This window comes from New Jersey aster yellows phytoplasma, assembly GCF_002554195.1.
GTDB lineage: Bacteria > Bacillota_I > Bacilli_A > Acholeplasmatales > Acholeplasmataceae > Phytoplasma.
In genome coordinates this window covers 1-1106 of sequence record NZ_MAPF01000040.1, presented here as the reverse complement: position 1 = coordinate 1106, position 1106 = coordinate 1, and the positions used below count along the sequence as shown (strand labels likewise).

At 21.0% G+C, this 1106-nt stretch carries 1 pseudogene; it reads right to left on the bottom strand.

The features are described from left to right. Positions 1-837: 837 nt before the first annotated feature. Positions 838-1106, bottom strand: a pseudogene (locus tag BBA70_RS01505) (sigma-70 family RNA polymerase sigma factor); the annotation flags it as partial.

The following is a 1106-nucleotide window of genomic DNA, read 5'->3' as shown; positions in this document are numbered from 1 at the left end:
AAAGTTAAAATTTCAATATCATGTTTAGCGCGAGTTATTGCAGTATAAATTAATTTTTTTTCTAAAACTTTATCTTGTGATTCATTTCGATTTTGCCAACCAATTAAATAAACACATTCATTTTCATATCCTTTATATCAATGTATCGTTGACAAAACAATTTCATTTTCTTTACTATTATTATCAGATATAGTAAAAGGAATTTGGTTTTTTTCAAACTCATGTTTAAGTTTTTGTAATTTACCATTACTACCGCAAAGAACAGTTGTAGAATAAATTAAAGATTTTTTTAATTTTTTCGCACAAATAATTAACTTGTTGATAAAAATTATCAAAAAAAGAAAAATTTATAAAATCTCTATATTTTTTTTCACTAAAAGATAATTGTAAATATTCCTTATTATCAATTAATTCATTAGCTGCTTTAACAATATTAATGCCTTTAGAACGATAATTAAAATTTAAAAAATGTTTTTGAGATATAAAATCTTTTACAAAAAGTTTCAAAATACGTTCACTATAACCAAAAGAACTATTAAATATTTTGAGTATAATCACCAAANAATATAAAAAATTTGGTTTATTAAATAAAGTTCTTTTGTTGAAAGAAATAATAAAATAATTTAAATCTTGAAATTCATCAATAAAAACAGGACGATTATAAATTAAACCATTATTTCTTTCAACAAATTCAATAAAATCACTAGTTTCAATTAATAAAACATCCAAAGTTATTAAATTATAATAATTTAATTTTTCATAATACAAATTTAATAACAATTCAAAAGATTTTTTTAAAACTTTATAATCAATTTTAATAGATGAATAACATTTTTCTTAAGGAATGCCAAAACTTAATCTAATGATATTAAATTTCTTTTTGCTTAATTTGGTTTTGAGTTTATTTAATAAAAATTCATGATGAACTTGTTTAATATATATTTGATGAGGATTAGGAATTTGATAATGCCGTGTGTGGTTTTCTTTTTGAAAAGAAGTGTTATTAGATTTATGATTCTTTTGGGTGATTGAAGGGGAATAGCTTTTTCTTATTAATTCGTTGATTGCTGATTTTATTGTTGGAGTTGCGCAAGCAATGAAATCAT